General features: G+C 59.7%; 21 protein-coding genes and 1 pseudogene. 11 read left to right on the forward strand and 11 right to left on the reverse strand.

The features are described 5' to 3' along the window. Nucleotides 1-6: 6 nt before the first annotated feature. The 3 genes and pseudogenes from QTA57_RS04585 to hslO all read right to left on the reverse strand — a co-directional run bounded on the left by QTA57_RS04585 (nucleotide 7) and on the right by hslO (nucleotide 2,753). A pseudogene (locus QTA57_RS04585) lies at nucleotides 7-1,157 on the reverse strand (CCA tRNA nucleotidyltransferase). Then, nucleotides 1,154-1,756, reverse strand: a complete 603-nt coding sequence (locus QTA57_RS04590) for a CoA pyrophosphatase (RefSeq protein ID WP_290153904.1) — start codon at nucleotides 1,754-1,756, stop codon at nucleotides 1,154-1,156. Before QTA57_RS04590 ends, QTA57_RS04585 begins: the two are co-directional and overlap by 4 nt. After that, nucleotides 1,740-2,753, reverse strand: coding sequence for an Hsp33 family molecular chaperone HslO (gene hslO / locus QTA57_RS04595; protein WP_290153905.1), 1,014 nt, complete (start codon nucleotides 2,751-2,753; stop codon nucleotides 1,740-1,742). The genes QTA57_RS04590 and hslO overlap by 17 nt, the downstream gene beginning before the upstream one ends. Before the next feature lie 146 nt (nucleotides 2,754-2,899). Here hslO and rfbC point away from each other — a divergent pair, with 146 nt between their 5' ends. From rfbC to QTA57_RS04635, 8 genes are all read left to right on the forward strand, one after another. After that, complete coding sequence (gene rfbC / locus QTA57_RS04600; protein WP_290153906.1) at nucleotides 2,900-3,472, forward strand: dTDP-4-dehydrorhamnose 3,5-epimerase; 573 nt, start codon at nucleotides 2,900-2,902, stop codon at nucleotides 3,470-3,472. Continuing rightward, nucleotides 3,469-4,509: a dTDP-glucose 4,6-dehydratase gene (gene rfbB / locus QTA57_RS04605; protein ID WP_290153907.1), complete on the forward strand. Its 1,041-nt coding sequence runs from the start codon at nucleotides 3,469-3,471 to the stop codon at nucleotides 4,507-4,509. The genes rfbC and rfbB overlap by 4 nt, the downstream gene beginning before the upstream one ends. Next, the gene (gene rfbD / locus QTA57_RS04610; RefSeq protein ID WP_290153908.1) at nucleotides 4,506-5,354 is read left to right on the forward strand and encodes a dTDP-4-dehydrorhamnose reductase; all 849 of its coding nucleotides are present in this window, start codon (nucleotides 4,506-4,508) and stop codon (nucleotides 5,352-5,354) included. The genes rfbB and rfbD overlap by 4 nt, the downstream gene beginning before the upstream one ends. Before the next feature lies 1 nt (nucleotide 5,355). After that, nucleotides 5,356-6,231 carry a glucose-1-phosphate thymidylyltransferase RfbA gene (gene rfbA / locus QTA57_RS04615; protein WP_290153909.1) on the forward strand — a complete coding sequence of 292 codons (876 nt, stop codon included), beginning with the start codon at nucleotides 5,356-5,358 and terminating at the stop codon, nucleotides 6,229-6,231. A gap of 63 nt (nucleotides 6,232-6,294) precedes the next feature. After that, nucleotides 6,295-7,545: a glycosyltransferase family 4 protein gene (locus QTA57_RS04620; RefSeq protein ID WP_290153910.1), complete on the forward strand. Its 1,251-nt coding sequence runs from the start codon at nucleotides 6,295-6,297 to the stop codon at nucleotides 7,543-7,545. Between the two features lie 308 nt (nucleotides 7,546-7,853). After that, nucleotides 7,854-8,873, forward strand: coding sequence for a UDP-glucose 4-epimerase GalE (gene galE, locus QTA57_RS04625; protein WP_290153911.1), 1,020 nt, complete (start codon nucleotides 7,854-7,856; stop codon nucleotides 8,871-8,873). Between the two features lie 143 nt (nucleotides 8,874-9,016). Next, on the forward strand, nucleotides 9,017-10,045 hold the full coding sequence (locus QTA57_RS04630) for an SDR family NAD(P)-dependent oxidoreductase (RefSeq protein ID WP_290153912.1): 1,029 nt from the start codon (nucleotides 9,017-9,019) through the stop codon (nucleotides 10,043-10,045). An 81-nt stretch (nucleotides 10,046-10,126) separates the two neighbouring features. Further along, the gene (locus tag QTA57_RS04635) at nucleotides 10,127-11,434 is read left to right on the forward strand and encodes a UDP-glucose dehydrogenase family protein (protein WP_290153913.1); all 1,308 of its coding nucleotides are present in this window, start codon (nucleotides 10,127-10,129) and stop codon (nucleotides 11,432-11,434) included. On the opposite strand, the gene QTA57_RS04640 is transcribed toward QTA57_RS04635, so the two are convergent. Continuing rightward, nucleotides 11,431-12,396, reverse strand: coding sequence for a KpsF/GutQ family sugar-phosphate isomerase (locus QTA57_RS04640; protein WP_290153914.1), 966 nt, complete (start codon nucleotides 12,394-12,396; stop codon nucleotides 11,431-11,433). The genes QTA57_RS04635 and QTA57_RS04640 overlap by 4 nt on opposite strands. A 108-nt stretch (nucleotides 12,397-12,504) precedes the next feature. On the opposite strand from QTA57_RS04640, the gene QTA57_RS04645 reads away from it, so the two are divergent. Beyond that, nucleotides 12,505-12,951 carry an NUDIX hydrolase gene (locus QTA57_RS04645; RefSeq protein ID WP_290153915.1) on the forward strand — a complete coding sequence of 149 codons (447 nt, stop codon included), beginning with the start codon at nucleotides 12,505-12,507 and terminating at the stop codon, nucleotides 12,949-12,951. Between the two features lie 114 nt (nucleotides 12,952-13,065). On the opposite strand, the gene ilvA is transcribed toward QTA57_RS04645, so the two are convergent. Beyond that, nucleotides 13,066-14,313 carry a threonine ammonia-lyase IlvA gene (gene ilvA, locus QTA57_RS04650; RefSeq protein WP_290153916.1) on the reverse strand — a complete coding sequence of 416 codons (1,248 nt, stop codon included), beginning with the start codon at nucleotides 14,311-14,313 and terminating at the stop codon, nucleotides 13,066-13,068. 39 nt (nucleotides 14,314-14,352) lie between these two features. Continuing rightward, a complete protein-coding gene (locus QTA57_RS04655) occupies nucleotides 14,353-15,210 on the reverse strand; it encodes a hypothetical protein (protein WP_290153917.1) in 858 nt (285 codons plus the stop codon). 20 nt (nucleotides 15,211-15,230) lie between these two features. Between QTA57_RS04655 and QTA57_RS04660 the strand changes: the two genes are divergently transcribed. Further along, nucleotides 15,231-16,451 carry an argininosuccinate synthase gene (locus QTA57_RS04660; RefSeq protein ID WP_290153918.1) on the forward strand — a complete coding sequence of 407 codons (1,221 nt, stop codon included), beginning with the start codon at nucleotides 15,231-15,233 and terminating at the stop codon, nucleotides 16,449-16,451. Nucleotides 16,452-16,527: 76 nt separating this feature from the next. Further along, nucleotides 16,528-16,812 carry an SCP2 sterol-binding domain-containing protein gene (locus QTA57_RS04665; RefSeq protein ID WP_290153919.1) on the forward strand — a complete coding sequence of 95 codons (285 nt, stop codon included), beginning with the start codon at nucleotides 16,528-16,530 and terminating at the stop codon, nucleotides 16,810-16,812. Here QTA57_RS04665 and QTA57_RS04670 read toward each other — a convergent pair. The 5 genes from QTA57_RS04670 to ilvD all read right to left on the reverse strand — a co-directional run bounded on the left by QTA57_RS04670 (nucleotide 16,809) and on the right by ilvD (nucleotide 22,634). Then, nucleotides 16,809-18,842 (reverse strand): NADPH-dependent 2,4-dienoyl-CoA reductase, encoded by a 2,034-nt coding sequence (locus QTA57_RS04670; protein ID WP_290153920.1) that lies wholly within the window; start codon nucleotides 18,840-18,842, stop codon nucleotides 16,809-16,811. The genes QTA57_RS04665 and QTA57_RS04670 overlap by 4 nt on opposite strands. A 124-nt stretch (nucleotides 18,843-18,966) precedes the next feature. Beyond that, on the reverse strand, nucleotides 18,967-19,338 hold the full coding sequence (locus QTA57_RS04675; protein WP_290153921.1) for a hypothetical protein: 372 nt from the start codon (nucleotides 19,336-19,338) through the stop codon (nucleotides 18,967-18,969). Between the two features lie 13 nt (nucleotides 19,339-19,351). Further along, a complete protein-coding gene (locus QTA57_RS04680) occupies nucleotides 19,352-20,125 on the reverse strand; it encodes a DUF6478 family protein (RefSeq protein ID WP_290153922.1) in 774 nt (257 codons plus the stop codon). Nucleotides 20,126-20,173: 48 nt separating this feature from the next. Beyond that, nucleotides 20,174-20,827 (reverse strand): hypothetical protein, encoded by a 654-nt coding sequence (locus tag QTA57_RS04685; protein ID WP_290153923.1) that lies wholly within the window; start codon nucleotides 20,825-20,827, stop codon nucleotides 20,174-20,176. Between the two features lie 73 nt (nucleotides 20,828-20,900). Further along, nucleotides 20,901-22,634, reverse strand: coding sequence for a dihydroxy-acid dehydratase (gene ilvD / locus QTA57_RS04690; RefSeq protein WP_290153924.1), 1,734 nt, complete (start codon nucleotides 22,632-22,634; stop codon nucleotides 20,901-20,903). Between the last annotated feature and the right edge of the window lie 43 nt (nucleotides 22,635-22,677).

Below are 22,677 nucleotides of genomic sequence, written 5' to 3' on the forward strand. Positions count from 1 at the left end.
CCTCCGTCAAGACAGGAGCGCGGCGCGATCCAGGGCGAAATCCGAGGCGATCCACCGTGTTTCAAGCTCAGCCAGTTTCTCGCCAAGAGCCGGACCTGAGAGCGCTGGCATAAGGTCAGCCGCAGCGATTGGAAACTGCGCCTCCGCGCCGCGCATTGCGGTCTCCAGCTGCCGCTGATCAAACGGTTGCTCAAAAATCGTGGCGCGCAGCAGCAAGATGTCGCGCGCCGTCTCATAGCCATGACGATAGCCGAGTTCGCCCGGACCTTCTGCGCTACCCATCCTGTCGCGGAGCAGGGCGACATGCCTCGCATCGCGTTTGCTCAACCGCAACGCATCGGTCGGCTCTTCCCGCCCAAACTTGCGAGGCGACGCATCGGATCTGGCGATGCAGACTGTGCTGCTTCAATCGCGATCAAGATCGGCAGGGCGCGCGGGTCTGCACCTCGTAGGACGCAGCGCAAGACACCGCTCTGCATCATCGCCGCCAAAGCTGGACCAGGGTCACCGGCAGAGAGGAGCTTTATCATCTCCGCGCCAATGCGCTCTTTCGAAAGCGTCTCTATTCCGCCGGATAGAGCCGCACAGGCTGCCAATCCGTCGGCATCAAACCCATTGCCTGGATCGGCGTACCAAGCATGAAACCGGAAAAACCGCAGGATGCGGAGATAGTCTTCCCGAATGCGATCTTCCGCAGACCCGATGAAGCGAAGGCGGCGAGCGGCGAGGTCATCCACCCCCTCGCCAGTCGGGTCCAAAACCGTCCCATCTGGTGTCGCATAAAGCGCATTCATTGTGAAATCGCGCCGGCCTGCGTCGTCGTGAATATCGGTCGAGAAGGCGACCGTTGCATGTCGGCCATGGGTCTCGACATCCTTGCGAAAGGTGGTCACCTCATGCGGTCGACCGTCAGCGACAATCGTGACCGTCCCATGGTCGAACCCTGTCGGCACCGCATGCAACCCCGCCGCTTCGGCAAGCGCCATCACCCGCTCCGGCACAGCATCTGTGGCGAGGTCGATGTCGTCTGCCGCCTGCCCGATCAGCCCATTGCGCACGCAGCCGCCGACAAACAGCGCCTGATGGCCAGCCTTCGTCAGGGTCGTACAGATCGCAACCGTTCCCGGATGCGCCATCCAATCCGCTTGTAGCTTCATGACCCAACCCGATCCGCCAGAGATTTCAACATCCGCGCCGTGGCGCCCCAAATGTAATACGGCCCATAGGGCACGACGTAGAACTGCCGCCAAACGCCGCGCCAACGTCGCCGCTCGACCCGATAGGCGCTCGGGTCCATGAGAAACGCAAGCGGGACCCGAAATATCTCGGCAACTTCACCTGGTTCTGGTACCGGGTCAAAATCGCCATTTAGAGCCGCGACGACTGGCGTCACTTCATAACTGGTCACCGTCTCATGGATGGGCATCAGTTCAAGAACAGAGACCAAATCGCGTGGAAGGCCAATCTCTTCTTCCGCCTCACGCAGCGCTGCAGACACCAAGTCGGCATCGCCGTCATCAAGCTTACCGCCGGGAAAGGCGATCTGACCGGGGTGGTGTTTCAGATGCGAGGCGCGTTTGGTCAGGATCACCTCCGCCCCGCCCGGCGCGTCAGCGATGGCAATCAACACGGCTGCCGGGCGCAGTTTGCGACTCTTTGGCAAAACGATATCGGGGTTCAGATCGTAATCCGACGAGGGCGCTGCCGGCCGCTCCAGCGCGGCCCGTAAGATGTTGAGATCAACTGGTCGACCCATCATCGCCACCCACGGCCTTTGCGGCTTCGAACCCCAAGGTCAGAGGATCAAATTGATAATGCGCACCGCAGAATTGACAATCCGCTGTCACGATGCCCGCGTCCGTCGTCATATGCGCAATGTCCTTGGCGGAGTAGATCGAGAGGCTTTGACGCACCTTGGCCGGCGAACAGGTGCAACCGAACTGCACCGGTTGCGCATCAAACACGCGCGGTGCTTCTTCGTGGAACAGCCGCACCAGAAGATCGGTGGGCGAGACACGCGGGCCGATCAACTCCAACTCCTCCACCGTGTCGAGAAGCAGGTTGGCGCGGTTCCAGTTCTCGCCCTCTGCCGCATCCAAGATGTCTTCCGCGGCAAGTAATCCGGCTTCACCAGATCCGCCTTCACCGGTCACATGCGGCGAGGCCTTCGGCATATGCTGCAACATCACGCCGCCCGCGCGCCAATGAACGGCCTCGCCCGGTTCCTGCGACCGGCCATAGCTCAAGGCAAACCGGGTCGGCAGTTGCTCGGATTGCGCAAAATAGGCCTCTGCACAGGCGGTCAAAGCGCCACCCGCGATCGGCGTGATGCCTTGATACGGCGCATTCCCCGCACCCTGATCGATCAGAATAGCGAAATAGCCCTTCCCGATCTGCTGAAACGGGTCGGCAGCCTCGTCGAATGCCTCTTTGTCATAGCTCGCATAGGCCCGAATCTGCGCAGGCGCGCCTTCCTCCGCCGGTGCGAAGAAATCCGTCGCAATGAGCCGCAGCGGGCCATCGCCCCGCACCTGGAGCGACAGTTTCCAGCGCAGCTTGATGGTCTGCCCGACCAACGCGGTCAGCAACGCCATCTCCGCCACCATGGCCTCAACGCCCGCTGGATAGGCGTGTTGCGACAAGATTTGGTCCAGCGTGCCGTCCAGGCGTGCGACACGACCCCGAATATCCGTGCGGTCGAGTTGAAACGGCAGGACGGTATCGTCCCAAGCGATTTTGGTCGTCAATGTCATAAGAAGTCCTCGCGGCCCGCTTCGGCAGGCATATCGCGCCCATATAGGGGCGGCAACTGATATCCCAAGGGGTTGCCGGGTGACTTGGCCGCAATCCCTTGCTATCGAGCGCTATAATCCGCCGCTGCCAAAGATGGACCGCCTCTGTGAAGATTGAAACGACCACCCTGCCCGATGTGTTGATCTTAACGCCCAAACGGTTTGGAGATACCCGCGGCTATTTCAGCGAGAGCTGGAACCGCAAGACCCTCAAAGACCACGGTATCGACATCGACTTCGTGCAAGACAACCATTCCATGTCTGCGACGGTCGGCACCATCCGAGGCCTGCATAGTCAGACGCCCCCTTTTGCGCAGGCAAAGCTGGTGCGTTGTGGGCGCGGGGTGGTTTTTGATGTGGCCGTGGACGCCCGTGTCGGCTCGCCAACCTATGGCCAATGGGTCGGCGTCGAGTTGAGCGCTGAAAATGGCCGGCAATTGTTGATTCCCGAGGGGTTCTTACACGGGTTTGCCACGCGCGCGCCTGATAGTGAGTTGATCTACAAATGCAGCAACTACTATGCCCCAGATTGCGAGGCGAGCGTCCGGTTTGACGACCCCGATCTCAACATAGATTGGGGTTTAGGCGATGTGGAGCCGGTACTTTCGCACAAGGACGCCATCGCAGGGGCCTTTGCGAGCTTCTCATCCGGTATTTCTTGGGGAGGACCCGCGACATGAAGCTTTTGGTCACCGGTGGCGCAGGGTTCATTGGCTCCGCCGTGGTGCGACTCGCAATCGCACGAGGGCATGCCGTCGTGAATGTTGATGTGCTGACCTATGCCGCCTGTTTGGAGAATGTCGCCTCGGTTGCGGATGATCCAAACTACAGCTTCGAGAAGGCCGATATCTGTGACGCATCCGAGATGGACCGGATTTTGGCCCAACACCGCCCCGATGCCATCATGCATCTGGCCGCGGAATCGCATGTGGACCGGTCAATTGACGGGCCTCTGGCCTTTATGGAGACGAATCTACGCGGCACAGCGACCTTGCTGGAGGCGGCGCGGCGCTATTGGGAAGCTGCCGGAAAACCAGCGCAGTTTCGCTTTCACCAAATCTCAACGGACGAGGTGTTCGGCAGTTTGGGGCCGGAGGGACAGTTTTCCGAAGACAGCCCCTATGCCCCCAACAGCCCTTATGCTGCGTCCAAGGCTGGCGCCGATCACTTGGTGCGCGCTTGGCATGAGACCTATGGCTTGCCAGTGGTTTTGAGCAATTGCTCGAACAATTACGGACCATTCCATTTCCCTGAGAAGCTGATCCCCGTCGTGATCTTGAAAGCGCTCGCGGGTGAGGACATTCCTGTCTACGGAACAGGGTCTAATGTGCGGGATTGGCTCTATGTGGAGGATCACGCAGACGCCCTTCTGACGGTCCTGCAGACCGGTGAAACCGGGCGCAGCTACGCCATCGGCGGGGAGGCGGAAGCCCGCAATATTGACTTGGTAAAGAGCCTCTGCGCCATCCTGGATCGCAAACGACCCAAGAACCATGCCTATGCCGATCAAATCAGGTTCGTGGCCGATCGACCCGGCCATGATCAACGCTACGCCATCGATCCATCCCGCATTCAGGAGGAACTGGGCTGGCGTCCCTCAGTCACTTTGGAAGAAGGGCTCGAGCGCACGGTTGATTGGTATCTCGACAATGAAGCCTGGTGGCGGGCGCTCTTGGCCCGAGAGGGCGTGGGGAACCGCTTAGGGCTTCTGTCATGACGATCCTGGCATTTGGCGCGGCCGGGCAGGTCGGACGTGTCTTGGCGCAGACGCCAGAGGTCACAGCGCTCACCAGGGCCGAGGCGGATTTGTCTCAACCGGGGCAATGTGGTGAAGCCATCCGCAACCTGCGACCAAAATATGTGATCAACGCGGCCGCATATACCAATGTCGATGGCGCCGAAAGCGCCGAGGAGCTCGCCTTTCGGATCAATGCCGACGCCCCGGCGGAGATGGCACAGACATGCGCTGATCTTGATGTTCCCCTGGTCCATATCTCCACCGATTACGTTTTTGACGGTAGCGGCACGATGGCTCGCACACCGGATGCACCCACTGCGCCGCTGAATGCTTATGGGCGGAGCAAACTGGCAGGCGAGGCCGGTGTTCGCGCCGCTGGCGGCCCTCATGCGATCTTGCGAACGTCCTGGGTGTTTGACGGTCAGGGGAAGAACTTCATGACCACAATGCTCCGCCTCGGCACGAGTCGCGACCACTTGACCATTGTGGCGGATCAGATCGGCGGCCCGACCCCGGCGGACGCGTTGGCCGCGGCCTGTTTAGCGACCGGTCGACATCTGATGGCAGACCCGGGTGCAACAGGCGTGTATCACTATGCGGGCCAGCCAGATGTCAGTTGGGCCGATTTCGCACGGGCGATCTTTGAGGTTTCGGGCCTGTCGTGCACGGTCGAAGATATTCCAACATCCAACTATCCAACACCGGCCGCGCGCCCCCTGAACTCACGGCTAGACTGTCAAAGCTTTGAAACCGTGTTTGGCTTGCAACGGCCCGATTGGCGGGCAAACTTGGCGGTATACCTGTCCAAATGTGAAGGCCCCTGACATGACGACGCGCAAAGGCATCATCCTGGCTGGTGGCTCGGGCACCCGGCTTTACCCTGTTACGATGGGCCTCTCGAAGCAGTTGGTGCCGGTTTATGACAAACCAATGATCTATTATCCGCTCAGCGTCTTGATGCTGGCCGGGATCCGCGAGATTGCCGTTATCACGACGCCGCATGACCAGGCCCAGTTTCAAGCTGTCTTGGGGGATGGAACGCAATGGGGCGTCGCGCTCACTTATATCACACAACCCGCGCCCGAGGGTCTGGCGCAAGCCTATCTCCTGGCTGAGACCTTTCTCGACGGTCATCCATCCGCGATGATCTTGGGGGACAACCTGTTCTTCGGGCACGGCCTGCCTGGTTTGATGGCTGCAGCGCCCGAAACTGGCGGTACGGTCTTCGGGTATCACGTGGCTGACCCAGAACGGTATGGCGTTGTCAGTTTCGATACCGCCGGGCGGGTCGAAGCCATTGTGGAGAAACCCGCCAAACCCGCATCCAATTACGCCGTCACAGGGCTCTATTTCCTCGATGGATCAGCCTCCACCAGGGCGAAGTCCGTGACCCCGTCGGCACGCGGCGAACTAGAAATTGCCGACCTGTTGCAAAGCTACCTAACCGAAGAAGCGTTGAATGTGCAGTTGATGGGGCGAGGCTATGCTTGGCTCGACACCGGAACCCATGACAGCCTGCTTGAGGCGGGGAATTTCGTGCGCACATTGGAAACCCGACAAGGGCTGCAGGTCGGCTGTCCGGAAGAAGTTGCGTTCGCGGCAGGTTGGATCAGCGCCAATGAACTCGCGGCACGGGCCGCCTTGTTCGGCAAGAATGGATATGGCGCGTATCTGTCGGACCTTCTCAAAGGCAATCGCTAGCTGCTTGCCTGCCGCTCCAATTATATGAAAGCTGGTCAGAGCTTTAGAAAGTGCGGCGCGGCTATGAAGATCCTTTTTGTGCACCAGAATTTCCCTGGCCAATATCGACAATTGATTGATTGGCTGATTGCCCAAGGTGGCCATGAGATGGTCGCGTTAACCCAAAGCAAAACGCCGCCAAACATCCCTGGCATCAAGATATTCGGATATCGCCCGCATCATCGCCCGAAAGACGATGCCTACGCACTGTCCAAGTATTGGGAGGAGTGCTGTGGCTCGGGCTTTGGCGTTGTACGCGCGTGCAAAAGGCTTGAAGAGCAAGGGTTTGTGCCTGATCTCGTCCTCGGTCATGTGGGATGGGGTGAACTGACCTTCATGAAACAAATCTGGCCGAGCGTTCCGGTTCTGGGTTTTTTCGAGTATTTCTACCTCGCCCAGGGCGGCTCTGTCGGGTTCGATCCTGAGTTCCCGGCTTCCGAACACACGCCATTCATTATGCATGCCCGCAATGCCGTCAACTTCGCGAATATCGAAACCGTCGATCTTGGTCATGCACCGACCCAATGGCAACTCAACACCTTCCCGGAGAGCTTCCACTCAAAGATTTATTGCTGCCATGACGGCATTCGGGCCGATCTTCTGAAACCCAATCACGCGGCCAAAGTCCCTCTGGGTCGACTGGGCCGCGATGTGACCCGGGAGGATGAGATTTTCACCTATATGGCCCGAAACATGGAACCCACGCGCGGCTTTCATGTGTTCATGCGGGCGCTGCCCGACATCTTGGCCGCGCGGCCCAAAGCTCGGGCGCTGATCATCGGCGGCAGCGAGACATCCTATGGCAAGAAAAGCGATGCCGACGGAGGGTATCGCGCCGAAATGGAACGGGAGGTGGGAGATCGGCTCGACTGGGATCGCGTCCATTTTCTAGGCCGCGTGCCTTATGCGGATTTCCAGAAGATCATCCAGATCAGCCGTTGCCATATCTATCTGACGGTGCCGTTTGTCCTGTCTTGGTCCCTTCTGGAAAGCATGGCCATGGAAGCAACCATTGTCGCCTCAGACACCGCGCCGGTCCGTGAAGTTGTGACACATGGCGAGACGGGGCTTCTCGCCGATTTTTTCGATCCCAAGGCATTGGCCAATCAAGTTGCCGAAGTGTTGGCCAGTCCGGCGGACTACGCGGGGTTGGGCCCGGCCGCACGACGCCATGTATTGGAAAACTACGATTTCCTGAGCCACACGCTGCCGATTCATCTTGAGAAAATGAACAGCCTTGTTCCCAAAGCCGCCCAGATTCCGATGCCGGTCTGAACGGCTCTGTCCCCTATGCCGCCGCCTAATGCCTAATCTCCCGCAGGTGTGTCTTTGTTCTTTCGCGGATGTTTGACGCCGTCCGGCGCCCGCTAGGCAACAGTTTAGGCGCAGCACAAATCACGGTCAGCGGGCTACGCGGCTGGATCTGATTTACCAGGGTTCCGGAGAGATCTGCGATGACCGGATTTGGACTCTGGGCAGGTCAACGACGTGTTTTGGCACGACTTTACTCGGACACCATGTGTCGTTTGACCTCTATCGGGATTCGTGAGAGCACTCGGCCAACAAGACGTGAGGCTCTTAAAATGGCGGGCAAAATCCTCCTCGCAGGCGGCGCAGGATATATTGGCTCTCACACCTATCTCGCGCTGGTCGCAGCGGGGTTTGAGGTGATTATCTTTGACAACTTCGTCAATTCGCACCCGAGTGTGACGGAGCGGTTGGCAGAGATCAGCGGCGCGCCGGTCACATGTGTCACCGGGGATGTTCGCGATTCCGCCGCGCTGGATCGGCTCTTTGCCGAACACGATATCGCGGCGGTCGTTCATTTTGCGGCGTTAAAGTCAGTCGCCGACAGCGTCAAAGACCCGCTTGGGTATTTAGATAACAATCTCGGTGGTTTGGTGACGTTGCTCGCCGCGATGGACCGGGCCCGTTGCCGCAATCTCGTCTTCTCCTCCTCAGCCACAGTTTACGGCATCCCCGACGAGACGCCGACGCCCGAAACGGCCGAGCGTCGCGCGATGAACCCCTATGGCAGAAGCAAAATAATGTGCGAGGAAGTCCTCGAAGAGCTCGCGACCGCCGATCCTGGCTGGGCCTTCGGCATTCTGCGGTACTTTAACCCGGCGGGCGCACATCCCTCTGGCCTGATTGGAGAAGATCCGAAGGATGTGCCCAACAATTTGATGCCTTTCGTCGCCAAAGTTGCTATCGGCGAAATCGCGCAAATCAAAGTCTTTGGAAATGACTATCCCACGCCCGATGGCACCGGGGTTCGGGACTACATCCATGTGGAAGATTTGGCGCGCGGTCATCTCTTGTCGTTGCAGTCGCTTCTGTCGACCGGGCAGGGGCATGTGGTTAATCTTGGAACCGGTAAGGGGCAGTCTGTCTTAGACGTCATCAACGCCTATAGCGCGGCCTGCGGGCAAGACTTGCCCTTTGTTTTCGAAGCGCGGCGGCCCGGCGATGTCCCAATCTATTGCGCACAAACCGATCTCGCGAAATCCGTTCTTGGGTTTGAGACGGAGAAGAGCTTGGCCGATATGTGTGAAAGCAGTTGGCACTGGGTGACGTCGCAGGCGCATCTGAAACGACCCTAGCCCGCTACCGCAAGAAGAGGTTGCGCCGACAAGCGCCACATCCATCGCGATACACCACCTTTGACGCTCCATGTCGGTTGTAGGCTTGGCCACGGTCGAAGCGATTGTTATGGCTGCGATGATCGGCCCCATAAGGAAACGCTATGGCCCAAACCCTGCCCCGAACAGCGCTCGTGACTGGTTCCGCTGGTTTTATCGGGTTTCATGTGTGCAAGCAGCTCCTCGCAGATGGTTGGCGGGTTGTCGGCATCGACGCTTTGACCGACTACTACGATGTCGCTTTGAAGACCCGCCGCCATGCGATGCTTCTCCAAAATCAGAGGTTTCAAGCCGTCACCGAGCGGATCGAGGCCGAAGATTTGCTCCAGTCCCTTTTTGAAGAGCATCGTCCGGATGCGGTCATCCACCTGGCCGCGCAGGCCGGGGTGCGCTATTCCATCGACAATCCGGAAAGCTATGTGCAAGCCAATCTGATCGGGACATTCCGATTGCTGGAAGCTGCCCGCGCCTACCCGCCTGCCCATATGCTGCTGGCCTCGACCTCCTCGGTCTATGGTGCCAATACGGTCATGCCTTATGCCGAAACGGCAAAGGCCGACACGCAAATGTCGTTCTACGCGGCGACGAAGAAGGCCAATGAATCGATGGCGCATTCCTATGCCCATCTTTACGATCTACCGACAACCATGTTCCGTTTCTTCACGGTTTATGGCCCCTGGGGTCGCCCGGATATGGCCCTGTTCAAATTCACCAAGGCGATCCTCGAAAATACACCGATCGATATCTACAACCATGGCGATATGGCGCGCGACTTCACCTATGTGGACGATCTGGTCGATGGCATCATCCGGTTGATCGACACCGTGCCCGTCCGACCCAAAACCGCCGACGATATCCCAGAAGGCGATAGCCTCTCGCCCGTCGCGCCCTGGCGTATCGTCAATATCGGTAACTCCGAGCCGGTCCAGCTGCTCGATTTCATCGCGGCCATCGAAACCGCGATCGGCAAACCCGCGATCCGCAACATGATGGAGATGCAGCCCGGCGATGTGCCGGCGACCTGGGCGGATGCAGATCTGCTGCAGCGGTTGACCGGCTACACACCGAAAACCAAGGTTGCAGACGGCGTTGCAGAATTCGTCGCTTGGTATCGGGATTTCTACCAGGTCTGACGCCTCGCCTTAAGAAATCGCAGATGATAGAGTTTCTAAAACCACGGCCCGCAAAGGGCATGACGAAAGGGCAGTGAGCAGATGCGTATTGCGATGATCGGTACCGGCTATGTCGGCCTCGTCTCCGGTGTGTGTTTTTCCGATTTCGGGCACGACGTGATCTGCGTCGACAAAGACCCGCGAAAGATTGAGATGTTGGAGGCCGGTGAAGTCCCGATCTATGAGCCCGGGCTCGATACGCTGATGGCCAAAAACGTCGAGGCCGGGCGGTTGTCTTTCACCACCGATCTGGCGGCGGCAGTTGATGGCGCAGAAGCCGTGTTTATTGCGGTCGGCACGCCGACACGTCGCGGCGATGGCCATGCCGATCTGACCTATGTGATGGCCGCGGCCGAAGAAGTGGCCCAAGCACTGACCGGCTATGCCGTGATCGTCACCAAATCCACCGTGCCTGTCGGCACCAATCGCCGGGTCAAGCAAACCGTGGCCAAGGCCAACCCGGCGGCTGAATTCGACGTCGCCTCGAACCCGGAATTCCTGCGCGAAGGGGCCGCAATTGACGATTTCATGCGGCCAGATCGGGTCGTGGTCGGCGTTCAGACCGAACGGGCGGGCGAGGTGATGGCTGAGATTTACCGGCCCCTCTTCCTGCGCGAGTTCCCGATCCTCACCACCGATCTGGAAAGCGCCGAGATGATCAAATACGCCGCCAATGCGTTTCTGGCGACCAAGATCACCTTCATCAACGAGATCGCAGCACTCTGTGAGCGCGTCGGCGCGGATGTGAAAGAGGTTTCCAAGGGCATGGGTCTCGACGGGCGGATCGGCAACAAATTCCTCCACGCCGGGCCGGGCTATGGCGGCTCTTGCTTCCCGAAAGACACCTCGGCGCTGGCCCGGATTGGGCAGGAGCACGCCGTGCCCCAGCACATCGTCGAAACCGTGATCCGGGTGAATGACGAGGTGAAGCACCGGATGATCGAGAAGCTCCGCGACCTCTGCGACGACTCATTCAATGGCAAAACCATCGCGGTTCTGGGTGTGACCTTCAAACCCAACACTGATGACATGCGCGATGCCCCCTCGCTCAGCATAGTGCCGGCGCTGGTCGGCGGCGGCGCAAAGGTTCGCGTTGTTGACCCGCAAGGCAAACGCGAAGGCGAGAGGCTTCTGCCCGGGGTTCACTGGCTGGATGACCCTTACAAAGCCGCCAACAACGCTGACCTTGTTGTCATCCTGACCGAATGGAACGAGTTCCGCGCGCTGGATCTCAAGAAAATGGCTAAGAAAATGACCACGCCGCGCATGGCCGATCTGCGGAACATCTATTCCCCGAAAGACGTCAAACGCGCCGGTTTTGAAGCCTATGCAGCCGTAGGGCGTGGCTAGGCGATCCCGGCGCGCAGGCAGTCATGCAGGTGTAGCAGACCCACGGGGCGACCGCTGTCATCAACCACAAAGAGCGCGGTGATTTTGTGTTCTGACATGACGGCCATGGCTTCGGCGGCCAGCATGTCAGGACCGATGCTGCGCGGGCTGTTTGTGGCGACATCACCGGCTTTGCGCTCCATCAGCCCATCCATGTTGCGCCGCAAATCGCCGTCCGAGATCACGCCGACCAGCTTATGATCCTCCACCACACCCGCGATACCGAAGCTCTTCTCGCTCATCTCAATCAGCGTGTCGCCCATGGCGCTGCCTGGGTGCACAAGCGGCAACTCTTCCACCCCATGCATCAGTTGCGCCACCTTGCTCAACTGCGCACCAAGCTTGCCGCCAGGATGGAAGGTGCGGAAATGCTCAGGCAAAAACCCGCGCCGTTCCATGACCGAGACAGCCAGTGCGTCGCCCAATGCCAGGGTCAGCGTGGTCGAGGTGGTCGGCGCCATACCAATGATGCAGGCCTCTGATGCGGGCGGCAGCGTCAAACGCCAATCGGCGGCCTGCATGAGTGTGCTCTGGTTGTTGCGCGAAATGCCGATCATCGGGATCGAGAACCGCGCCACATGGGCCACGATATCCCCCAACTCCGCGGTTTCACCTGAATTGGAAATCAGAATGACCAAGTCACCGGGCATCACCATGCCCAGATCGCCGTGGCTGGCCTCCGCTGGATGCACAAACGCCGATGGTGTTCCAGTTGACGCCAGGGTCGAGCTGATCTTGCGCGCAATATGGCCCGATTTGCCGATGCCAGAGAGGATCACGCGACCCTCAACCTCCAGAATGGCGGCCACTGCCGCCTCAAAATCGGCAGGCAGGTTCTCTGCCATGTCCACCACAGCTTGGCCTTCCAGGCGTAGGACACGGGCGGCGGTTTCGCGGATCATCTGATTGGCAGTCTTATCCATAGCGATTCCTTAGCCGATGGTTTCGGCAAAGGACAGGCCCCGGGGTTTTCATCGTTTAGGAAGGCTGGCATAGCGAGACCCGAAGCCACCTCAACTGCAGGCTCCATCATGAACCGCCGATTTGGCCGTAGCCCCGACCCCGCGCGCCGCTATACGCCGCGTGCCGGCGTCTACGCAATTATCGCCAGCGGCGATGAGATTCTGGCCACGTTTCAAGAACGTCCACGGCCCGAGTTCCAACTCCCCGGCGGCGGTATCGACCCTGGCGAAAGCGTCTTGGCGGCTTTGCATCGCGAAGTGATGGAAGAGACCGGCTATCGCATCCATGCGCCGCGTCGGTTGGGCATGTTCCACCGGTTCACCTATATGCCCGATTACGATCTTTGGGCACAAAAACAATGCCATATCTATTTCGCCAAGGTCGGTCGCCGTATCGCGCCGCCAACAGAAGCAGGACACTGGCCGGTTTTTATGCCCTGGGCCGAGGCGGCGACTCAACTGGCTGTCTCGGGTGACCGTCACTTCGTGACCCAGATTATGGGGCAATTCGGCTAAGCAGGCCGTGCATCTCAACGGCAGGAAACGGCCTGAGCCCTCAGATGGCAAAGCCCGGGGCCGGACATGACTGATGCGTTGATCAAGACGGCTCAACGGCCATGATCTGTCCCATCAAATCAGGAACTGCCCCAGAAGGTCGTCATCTGTAATGTCCCGGATCGCAAAACCACGCGCTTCGATCCGGGACATCAACCCATCGAATTGCGCCGCCTCTCGGGTCTCGATCCCGATCAGAACGGAGCCGAAGTTTCGCGCGGATTTCTTGAGATATTCGAACCGCGCAATGTCGTCGTCAGGACCCAAGAGACCAAGGAACTCCTTCAACGCGCCGGGCCTCTGCGGCAACCGTAAGATGAAGTATTTCTTCAACCCTTGATAGCGCATCGCGCGCTCTTTCACCTCGGGCAGGCGTTCGAAGTCGAAATTGCCACCGGAGGTCACGCAGACGACGCGCTTTCCGCGAAGCTGATCGGCCAAATGCTCCAAGACATCCACCGCCAACGCCCCGGCAGGCTCCAGCACGATGCCTTCGACATTCAGCATCTCGCCAATCGTCACGCAAATCCGGTTTTCCGGTGCCAAAATGACCTGCGCCGGGTCAAGCGCCCTCAACACTTCGAAGTTCGATGCGCCAATCCGCGCCACGGCTGCCCCATCCACAAAATTATCGGTGATCGGCGTTGCAACGGGGGCCCCCGCCCGCAACGCAGCGGTCAGGCTCGGCCCGCCTTCGGGCTCGACCAAGGTCATCTCGACCGACGCCGCAATCGCATCCAGATAGCGGATCACACCTGATGACAGGCCACCGCCGCCGACGGGTAAGATCATATGATCTGGCGCGCCACCCATCTCATCGACCACTTCCAGGGCAACCGAGGCCTGGCCTTCGATGACATCCGCATCATCAAAGGGGGATAGAAAATGCGCACCCTCTTGGGCACAAAACGCCTGCGCTGCCGCCAGGGTTTCATCGAAGAAATCGCCGACCAGACGGATTTCGACCGCCTTCCCGCCAAACGCCTTGGTCTTGTCGATTTTCTGTTTCGGCGTGGTGACCGGCATGAAGACCGTGCCGCTCAACCCGAAATGCTGGCACACATAGGCCACGCCCTGGGCATGGTTCCCTGCGCTGGCGCAGACAAACTGCCGCTGCTTCGGATCAGCGGCCAAGGCCTTTCGGATCGCATTGAACGCGCCTCGGATCTTGTAAGATCGCACGGGACTCAAATCCTCGCGCTTCAGCCAAATCTCCGCGCCAAACCGCTCGGATAGATGAACGTTGCGCTGAAGCGGTGTTGGCGGAAACAGCGCGCGCATCGCCTCGGCCGCGGCGCGCGCATTTTGGGCAAAATCGGTCATATCTCTGCCCTGCCTCTAATCCGGCGGACTGTCCAGAGCTCAGTTCAGGGCCCGCCCCTCAACCAAATTGCCGTAAAGCGTGGTCATCAGAGCGAGATTGACCAGCACCTGTAGCCAGCCAAGCACGAAGCTCAACAAAAGCCCGACAACCGGCACAATCTGCAAAAGCCCGTTCAAAAGCAAAAAGACAATCGGGATCACAATGATCGGCAGCAAAATGGCGCCAGACACCGGCTCAGTCAGGGTCCAACTCTCGCCGATCCGCATCGGCTGACCCAACGCCGCCGATGGCAGGATCAGCCCCACACGCGTTATCACCCAGGTCAAGGCGATCGCATAACCGACACCCAAAAAGAAAAAGAACGCGGGGGATTGCACCGCAACGGCTGCGACGCCGATTGCAAATCCAAGAGCGAAGCCGGTCAGCAGGGCAATCAAGAAAATCCGGATGACGGCCCAAAGGTAGCCTTTCACCAGGTCCCAATTCCACGTCGGCAGAAGACCGGCGCCATACTCTTCAAGCAGCACATATCGGTGCCAACCAATGGCGGCCCAAGCATAGCAAATTACTGCCACCAAGACGATCAGGGGCATCAGGACCAATAGACTCGGGCCGATCTCCAAAAACCGTCTGCCGATCTCATCCATTCGTTGCGCGTCGTAGGACGCCGTCGGGTCATGGGTGAGAAAGTCCCAACCGACAAGCGATCCGATCACGAATATGCCAAACAGATATGGCAGAACCGTCAACAGCCCCGTCAGTCGGGCCGCTTGTCCCAGGTTCCCGAACACCTGTTGCACCACATGGCGCAGCAATTGATACCCATAATCCATCGCAGCTTCCCACTCATCTTGCCCCGCCTTTGAAAACCCGCTATCGCCGCGACGGTCAATCAAAAAACCTGACGGAGCCGCCGATGTCCGCGCCTAAGAAAGTCGTCCTTGCCTATTCCGGCGGTCTCGACACCTCGATCATCCTGAAATGGCTGCAAACCGAGTATAACTGCGAGGTCGTGACCTTTACGGCCGATCTGGGTCAGGGTGAGGAACTCGAACCGGCACGCAAGAAGGCCGAGATGATGGGCGCGAGCGCTATCTATATTGAGGATTTGCGTGAGGAGTTCGTCCGCGATTTCGTCTTTCCGATGTTCCGCGCCAATGCGCTTTACGAAGGGCTCTACCTGCTCGGCACTTCCATCGCCCGCCCGCTGATCTCCAAACGTTTGGTCGAAATTGCCGCCGCCGAGGGCGCGGATGCCATCTCCCATGGCGCGACGGGCAAGGGCAACGATCAGGTCCGGTTTGAACTGGCGGCTTATGCGCTGAACCCCGAGATCAAGGTCATAGCCCCCTGGCGCGAATGGGATCTGTCCAGCCGGACGAAGCTGATCGATTTCGCGGAGAAGAACCAGATCCCGATCGCCAAGGACAAGCGCGGCGAGGCCCCGTTCTCGGTCGATGCGAACCTGCTGCACACCTCGTCAGAGGGCAAGGTTCTGGAAGACCCCGCCGAAGATGCGCCCGATTATGTTTACCAGCGCACGGTTCACCCCGAAGACGCACCCAACGAGCCGGAATACATCGAAATCGGCTTCGAAAAGGGCGACGCAGTGTCGATCAATGGTGCGGCGATGTCGCCCGCCACGATCCTGACCAAGCTCAACGAGCTGGGCGGCAAACACGGCATCGGTCGCCTCGATCTGGTCGAAGGGCGCTTTGTCGGGATGAAGTCCCGCGGTATTTATGAAACGCCCGGCGGCACGATCCTGCTTGAGGCCCATCGCGGCATCGAGTCGATCACGCTCGACCGTGGCGCGGCGCATCTGAAAGACGAGCTGATGCCGCGCTATGCGGAACTGATCTATAACGGCTTCTGGTTCTCGCCCGAACGCGAAATGCTGCAAGCCGCGATTGACCACAGCCAGGCCCATGTCACCGGCACGGTGCGGTTGAAACTCTACAAAGGGCTCGCACGAACGGTTGGTCGCTGGTCGGATCACAGCCTCTATTCCGAGGCGCATGTGACTTTCGAGGAGGATGCGGGCGCCTATGATCAGAAAGATGCAGCAGGGTTCATTCAACTGAATGCGCTGCGCCTGAAGCTGATCGCCGCACGAGATCGCCGCCTCAAAGGCTAGTCTCGCAACGTCACCGTTGCCGAAGTACCCCGGCCTGCCTAGCGATAGGCGGGCCTTTCATTTTTCGGAGATACAGATGGCGTTGCAACAGATGGCAGATCGCATTCAAGACGGACTCACCGGCAAAAGCTTCGACGGGTCGTTGAAGTTCGATTGCGGGTCAGACGGTGTGCTCGTGCTGAGCAATGGGCGGGCCACGACAGAAAACCAAGACGCTGATTGCACCATCGCCATCTCGAAGGACAACTTGACCAAACTACTCACCGGCAAGCTCAACCCGATGACCGGGGTGATGATGGGCAAGCTGAAAGTGTCCGGCGATATGGGCGTGGCGATGAAGCTCGGTAAGTTGATCGCCTAAAGCGCCGCGGCCAATCGCGCGCCTTGATCAATCGCCCGTTTCGCGTCCAGCTCTGCCGCCACATCCGCGCCGCCAATCACGTGCGGGGTGATGCCAGCCGCCTCCAGATCATCGGCGAGGCTCCGCTCCACCTCCTGACCTGAACACAGCACAACCGTGTCGACCGCGATCAGGGTTGGGTTTTCGCGCGCCTCGCCAAAGCTCACATGCAGCCCATCTGCATCGATGCGCTCATAATGCACGCCGGTGACCATCTTAACGTCTTTCATTTTCAACGCAGCGCGGTGAATCCAACCAGTCGTTTTGCCCAAACGCTTACCCGGCTTCTCGGCCTTTCGCTGCAACAGCGTGACCTCACGGGCCGCAGGCTCCGGGCGTGGTCCTTCTGGCGCCAGCCCGCCACGATCCGTCTCGGGGTCGCTGACACCCCATTCTTTGCGCCAAAGCGCGGGGGCTTCGGTTGGGCTTTCGCCTTCGTGGACCAGATATTCGGCCACATCGAAACCGATGCCACCGGCCCCGATAATCGCCACTCGCCGTCCAACAGGCGCTTTCCCGGCCAGCACATCCACATAGCTCAACACGTTTGGCCCATCCTGCCCAGGAATGCCCGGATCGCGCGGCTTCACACCGGTTGCGACAACCACCTCATCAAATCCGGTGAGGTCCTCAACGGATGGCGCGGCGCCCAACCGAAGATCAATGGCGCGTTTGTTCATCGTCGTCTCGAACCATAGGGCTAGACCCTTGAATTCCTCTTTCCCCGGGATCTCTTTTGCCATGTTCAACTGGCCACCAATTTGATCGGCCTTGTCGAACACCACCACTTGGTGCCCCCGTTCCGCCGCCACCATTGCTGTGGCCAAGCCGGCAGCCCCGGCCCCCACAATCGCGATCTGTTTCGCGGTTTCAACCGGCTCATAGCGCAGCACAGTCTCATGACAGGCGCGCGGGTTGACCAGACAACTCGTCAGCTTGCCGCTGAATGTGTGATCCAGACAGGCCTGGTTGCAGGCGATACAGGGCGCGATCTCATCCGCCTTGCCCGCTTCGGCCTTTGCGACAAACTCTGCATCCGCCAAAAACGGCCGCGCCATGGAGACCATATCGGCGGCGCCTTCGGCCAGGACCTCTTCGGCCACATCGGGCATATTGATCCGGTTCGACGTGATCAGCGGAATGCCGACCTTACCCATCAGTTTCTTGGTGACCCAGGCGAACCCTTTGCGCGGCACACTTGTGGCAATCGTCGGAATCCGCGCCTCGTGCCAGCCGATCCCGGTGTTAATGATCGTCGCGCCCGCAGCTTCGATCGCTTGCGCCAGTTCAACCACCTCCTCAAAGGTCGACCCGTTAGGGATCAGGTCGATCATGCTCAGCCGGTAGATGATGATAAAATCGACTCCAACCGCCTTTCGCACCCGGCGCACGACCTCCACGGGCAAACGCATCCGGTTCTCGTAGGAGCCGCCCCACCGATCCTTGCGTTTGTTGGTATGGGTCACAAGGAACTGGTTCAGGAAGTACCCTTCGCTGCCCATGATCTCGACACCATCATAGCCCGCCTCCTGCGCCCGAACCGCAGCGGTGGTGATATCGGCGATCTGCTTCTCGATGCCGGCCTCGTCCAGCTCTTTCGGTGGAAAGGGCGAAATCGGGGACTTTACCGGCGAGGGCGCAACGCAGTCGGGTGAATACGCATAGCGCCCTGCATGCAGGATCTGCATCGCGATCTTGCCATCGGCCTCATGCACGGCATCGGTGACAACGCGGTGATTGCGGATGTCTTCCGCGGTATAAAGCCCCGCCGCGCCTGGAAAGACGCCACCCTCGGGGTTGGGCGCCATGCCTCCGGTCACAATCAAAGCGACACCGCCCCGCGCCCGCTCGGCATAAAACTCCGCCACACGCGGCCAGTCTTTGGTCTCTTCCAGGCCGGTATGCATCGAGCCCATCAGCACCCGGTTCTTTAATGTGGTGAACCCAAGATCGAGTGGAGCCAAAAGATGCGGATAAAGCGCGTGTGCCATGGGAAAATCCTCCTGGCCAGCACCTAACCCCGCCTGCGCGCGCCTGTCACGCTCAACGCGGCGTCAGTCGGACGGTCGCTTGTTTGGAAATTGCGCGCGACGCCCGCTTGGTTAAACCGAGTTTTCAGTCTTCGCCGGTCTCGGTGCAATGCCGCCGAAACGCCCGTTTCAACAAATCCAACTCGTCGCGCATCAACGCAATCTCGGCCCGCAAATCCTCGTCCAAAGCCGCCCCCGCCAACAGCGTGATCCGATCCAAAACCTCGCCATCGCTTGCGCTGCGCAGGCTGACCACCTGCACCCCATCGCTCACGACGGAGGCGGGCAGGTCGAAGCCGACCTGAAAACGGTTCTTCCCCGTACTCGGACTTACATCGGCTGTTCCGATGATCCGTTCCATATGTACGGCTTCGATCACCGGCGGCATATCGTCTGCTGTCAGAACCCCTTCATAGCGCCCGCCTTGCAGCCGGGTCCGTGTCAGTGTCATCCCCATCGGCGTCGTCCCCTTACAAATCGGCTCGTGGTGCCCGAACGAGGGTCATATCCCACAGCGTCACCTGATTCATCTGCGGCCCCTCGAAAATCAGATCCAACCACATTTTCTCCAACCGTTTTTCGTTGATCTTGCTATAGGCCAGATCAAACTCAGCCACGGCCTTGTCTCCATCAAAATCAAACTGGCGCACGATCTGTTCGCAATTGGGCCCGTGCTGCACATTCAACCGGGCATAGATCTCCAAAGGGCTTTCCAAGGCCGTGCGCAAGCTGACGGTCAGATAATGGCCGCGCGTCAAGCCGACCACGGCGTCGCTCGGCATATCCTGCGCCAGCGATAAGAATGAGCCGTCGAAGCGATAGACATCCAACATCAAACCATAGGGTGAGGGGATATCACTCCGGGTATTTCGAACCTGGCGATAGGACAACTCGGATTGTTTGGCGTCGTGGAACAGCTTCACACCACCGCCGAGATCGGTCGGGGACGGCACGGCAACCGCACCGAACGGCGCAATCGGCGCGCGCCACAGCGCCGGGCGAAAGGCCCAATCGCACTGCTCGGGTCGCTCTATGTCGTCATTGCCCGGGGCCGCGGCAAGCAAAGCGGCGTCAGCGGCGATGCGGGCATTGTCCAATTTGTGGCGCATCCCCGCCAAGCGTCCTTGCAAGGCGCGCAACTCAGCCGGTGGGATCCGCTCAGCACCCTCGGCGATTTCAGCCCAGCGTTTCAGGGCCCGCGTCAAACTACGCCGCTCCCAAAAACTGAACCCCTGTACCGCCATGTTTGCCCCTCCCCTTAGAGCCTGCCTCGTGCGTTTACACGATGCAGGTTAGCCGAGTATCCGCCGAAACAACCCAATATTCCAGAGCGGGCCAGAGGGCGCCGCGGGCCGAGCGGCCGGTGGTGGTGGCGCGACTGGCGGCGCAACCGAATCCACGGCATCACCGCTATTGGCGCCGGTGACCGACGTCACAAAGGCCCGCAAAGTCGTCAGGCTGGTCTCGTCGCTCATCTCCTGGCCTTCCAAGCCCAAGACGCTCAGCGTTGCGATCCGTGGCCCCACATCCATATAGGCCCGCCAATAATCCGGCCCGACGCCATCGACGATCCCCTCGCTGCTGTCACGGGCGTGCAGGAAATAGACGTCGCCTTGGTGGAAACTGTCCAACACGGTGACGGAGGCCGAGTCCTGACTGCGACTGAGAAGGCTTCGCCCATCTTCCGAGCGAAAGAACGCATCCAGTCCCGGTATCGACTCCCGCAGACTGCCGTCACCGGACGCTTCCGAAATCGACGCGGTCAAGACAGCCGGAACCTCAGGCTGCACCGCACGGCGCGAGTTTGAGATCGCCGCGCAATTGCCCATCAGAACAAACGCCGTCTCGCCCCGATCCCGTGTGGCCGTCGGATCGACGCAATAACCCGTCGGCCCGGCAACGACGATCTGGTCGCTGGTCACTACGATCTGGCTCGGCGCGGGCATTGTATTGTCCCCAGTGAAGGGTCCTATTCCGCCGCAGGCCGAAAGCGCCAATGCCCCCGCCAAAAGAAGCGGTTTAGATGTCCATATAGACATGCTTCTCCTCTTTGGCGCCGGGATGCGTGACGGCACCAAACTGCGCCGAGCCGACCAGTTGCGCGTATTTCCAAAGCGCGCCGGTGGCGTAGATGGTCTCGCGCGGGCCTTTCCAATCGGCCTTCCGCGCTTCCAACTCATCATCGGTGAGCGCCACGCTGATCTCGCCCTTGATCGCATCAATGGTGATCATGTCGCCATCTTTGAGCATCCCAATCGGGCCGCCATGCGCCGCCTCCGGCCCCACATGGCCAACGCAGAAGCCGCGTGTTGCACCCGAGAACCGACCATCGGTGATCAGCGCCACTTTCTTGCCCATACCCTGGCCGGAAAGCGCCGCTGTGGTGGCCAACATCTCGCGCATACCTGGCCCGCCTGCAGGACCCTCGTTGCGGATCACGATCACGTCGCCGGCTTCATAGCCGCGCTTCTGCACCGCCTCGAACGCGTCTTCTTCGCATTCGAACACCCGGGCCGGGCCGGTGAAGACCTGCTGCTCTTCGGCCATCCCGGCGACCTTCACAATCGCGCCTTCCGGCGCCAGATTGCCCTTCAGCCCGACAACACCACCAGTGGGGGTCAGTGGCGTTTCGATCGGATAGATCACCTTTCCGTCCGCCTCGCGCTCGATCATGTCCAGTTCTTCGCCCATGCTGCGTCCTGTGGCCGTGATGCAATCCTCATGGATCAGACCCGCCTTGCGCAGTTCCTTCATCACCACGGGCACGCCGCCCACCTCATAGAGGTCTTTCGCGACATACTGACCGCCCGGTTTCAGATCGACGAAGTAAGGTGTGTCACGGAAAATGTCGCAGACATCTTCGAGATTGAAATCAATGCCTGCCTCATGGGCGATGGCCGGCAAATGCAGCCCGGCATTGGTGGAACCGCCCGTGCACGCCACCACACGCGCGGCGTTTTGCAGCGATTTCAACGTCACTACATCGCGGGCGCGAATGTTCTTCTCCAAAAGCTGCATCACCGCCTGACCGGAGGCCACGCCATATTGGTCCCGGCTTTCATACGGGGCGGGTGCACCGGAGCTGTTGGGCAGCGCCAGACCAACCGCTTCGCTTACGCACGCCATCGTGTTCGCGGTAAACTGCCCGCCGCAGGCCCCAGCAGAGGGGCAAGCCACGCGTTCCAGCGTTTGCAGCGCCTCATCGCTCAGATTGCCCGCCTGATGCTGACCCACAGCCTCAAACACATCCTGAACCGTCACATCCTTGCCATCGAGCCGACCCGGCAGAATCGAGCCACCATAGATAAACACCGACGGCACATTCAGCCGCACCATCGCCATCATCATGCCCGGCAGAGATTTGTCGCACCCGGCCAGACCAACAATCGCGTCATAGCAATGCCCGCGCATGGTCAATTCCACCGTATCTGCAATCGCATCGCGGCTGGCCAGCGAGGAGCGCATGCCCTCATGCCCCATGGCGATCCCGTCCGTCACGGTGATCGTGGTGAACTCGCGCGGGGTCCCGTCGCCATGTTTCACGCCCAGCTTCACCGCCTGCGCCTGCCGGTTGAGCGAGATGTTGCACGGCGCGGCCTCGTTCCAGCAGGTGGCAACCCCCACAAAAGGCTGATGAATTTCCTCATCGCTTAACCCCATCGCGTAAAAATACGACCGATGCGGTGCGCGCGCGGGCCCCTCGGTCACATAACGACTGGGCAGTTTCGATTTATCCATCTTGCCTTTCAGCATAACTCGGGCTCCCTTACTCGATGCGTGGCTTGCCCACTGGAAT

Origin of the sequence: Fontisubflavum oceani (assembly GCF_030407165.1) — a bacterium.
GTDB lineage: Bacteria > Pseudomonadota > Alphaproteobacteria > Rhodobacterales > Rhodobacteraceae > Rhodophyticola > Rhodophyticola oceani.

What these genes read in the sequence shown, in the direction of transcription:
- QTA57_RS04590 (WP_290153904.1), bottom strand. Translation starts at nt 1,756, where the DNA reads ATGGGTCGACCAGTTGATCTCAACATCTTACGGGCCGCGCTGGAGCGG.
- hslO (WP_290153905.1), bottom strand. Translation starts at nt 2,753, where the DNA reads ATGACATTGACGACCAAAATCGCTTGGGACGATACCGTCCTGCCGTTT.
- rfbB (WP_290153907.1), top strand. Translation starts at nt 3,469, where the DNA reads ATGAAGCTTTTGGTCACCGGTGGCGCAGGGTTCATTGGCTCCGCCGTG.
- rfbD (WP_290153908.1), top strand. Translation starts at nt 4,506, where the DNA reads ATGACGATCCTGGCATTTGGCGCGGCCGGGCAGGTCGGACGTGTCTTG.
- rfbA (WP_290153909.1), top strand. Translation starts at nt 5,356, where the DNA reads ATGACGACGCGCAAAGGCATCATCCTGGCTGGTGGCTCGGGCACCCGG.
- QTA57_RS04620 (WP_290153910.1), top strand. Translation starts at nt 6,295, where the DNA reads ATGAAGATCCTTTTTGTGCACCAGAATTTCCCTGGCCAATATCGACAA.
- galE (WP_290153911.1), top strand. Translation starts at nt 7,854, where the DNA reads ATGGCGGGCAAAATCCTCCTCGCAGGCGGCGCAGGATATATTGGCTCT.
- QTA57_RS04630 (WP_290153912.1), top strand. Translation starts at nt 9,017, where the DNA reads ATGGCCCAAACCCTGCCCCGAACAGCGCTCGTGACTGGTTCCGCTGGT.
- QTA57_RS04635 (WP_290153913.1), top strand. Translation starts at nt 10,127, where the DNA reads ATGCGTATTGCGATGATCGGTACCGGCTATGTCGGCCTCGTCTCCGGT.
- QTA57_RS04640 (WP_290153914.1), bottom strand. Translation starts at nt 12,396, where the DNA reads ATGGATAAGACTGCCAATCAGATGATCCGCGAAACCGCCGCCCGTGTC.
- QTA57_RS04645 (WP_290153915.1), top strand. Translation starts at nt 12,505, where the DNA reads ATGAACCGCCGATTTGGCCGTAGCCCCGACCCCGCGCGCCGCTATACG.
- ilvA (WP_290153916.1), bottom strand. Translation starts at nt 14,313, where the DNA reads ATGACCGATTTTGCCCAAAATGCGCGCGCCGCGGCCGAGGCGATGCGC.
- QTA57_RS04660 (WP_290153918.1), top strand. Translation starts at nt 15,231, where the DNA reads ATGTCCGCGCCTAAGAAAGTCGTCCTTGCCTATTCCGGCGGTCTCGAC.
- QTA57_RS04665 (WP_290153919.1), top strand. Translation starts at nt 16,528, where the DNA reads ATGGCGTTGCAACAGATGGCAGATCGCATTCAAGACGGACTCACCGGC.
- QTA57_RS04670 (WP_290153920.1), bottom strand. Translation starts at nt 18,842, where the DNA reads ATGGCACACGCGCTTTATCCGCATCTTTTGGCTCCACTCGATCTTGGG.
- QTA57_RS04675 (WP_290153921.1), bottom strand. Translation starts at nt 19,338, where the DNA reads ATGGGGATGACACTGACACGGACCCGGCTGCAAGGCGGGCGCTATGAA.
- QTA57_RS04680 (WP_290153922.1), bottom strand. Translation starts at nt 20,125, where the DNA reads ATGGCGGTACAGGGGTTCAGTTTTTGGGAGCGGCGTAGTTTGACGCGG.
- QTA57_RS04685 (WP_290153923.1), bottom strand. Translation starts at nt 20,827, where the DNA reads ATGCCCGCGCCGAGCCAGATCGTAGTGACCAGCGACCAGATCGTCGTT.
- ilvD (WP_290153924.1), bottom strand. Translation starts at nt 22,634, where the DNA reads ATGCTGAAAGGCAAGATGGATAAATCGAAACTGCCCAGTCGTTATGTG.